Source organism: Pseudomonas sp. SWRI111, assembly GCF_014268555.1.
Lineage (GTDB): Bacteria > Pseudomonadota > Gammaproteobacteria > Pseudomonadales > Pseudomonadaceae > Aquipseudomonas > Aquipseudomonas hamedanensis.
This window is the reverse complement of record NZ_JABWQQ010000081.1, coordinates 1-326: the sequence shown is the minus strand read 5'-3', so window position 1 is coordinate 326 and position 326 is coordinate 1. Positions and strand designations below refer to the sequence as shown.

Sequence of the window (326 nt, the reverse complement as noted above, 5' to 3'; positions counted from 1 at the left end):
ATCCGTTACCAGTGAAAGTAACGTTCAGTCTATCTTTCTATCACATACCCAAATTTTTAAAGAACGATCTAATCAAAGACTAGAAATCAACATTCATCACCGTCTCGGTGGAATGCTCATTTCTAAGCTTTCAAACTTCAGAAGCAGTAGTGGTGGAGCCAAGCGGGATCGAACCGCTGACCTCCTGCGTGCAAGGCAGGCGCTCTCCCAGCTGAGCTATGGCCCCGTATTTCTACAGGCGTTTCCCACACAAAATTGGTGGGTCTGGGCAGATTCGAACTGCCGACCTCACCCTTATCAGGGGTGCGCTCTAACCAACTGAGCTA

At 48.5% G+C, this 326-nt stretch carries 1 tRNA gene; it reads right to left on the bottom strand.

What is annotated here, in order from left to right:
* Positions 1–150 precede the first annotated feature (150 nt).
* Positions 151–226 (bottom strand) — tRNA-Ala (locus HU755_RS27030).
* Between the last annotated feature and the right edge of the window lie 100 nt (positions 227–326).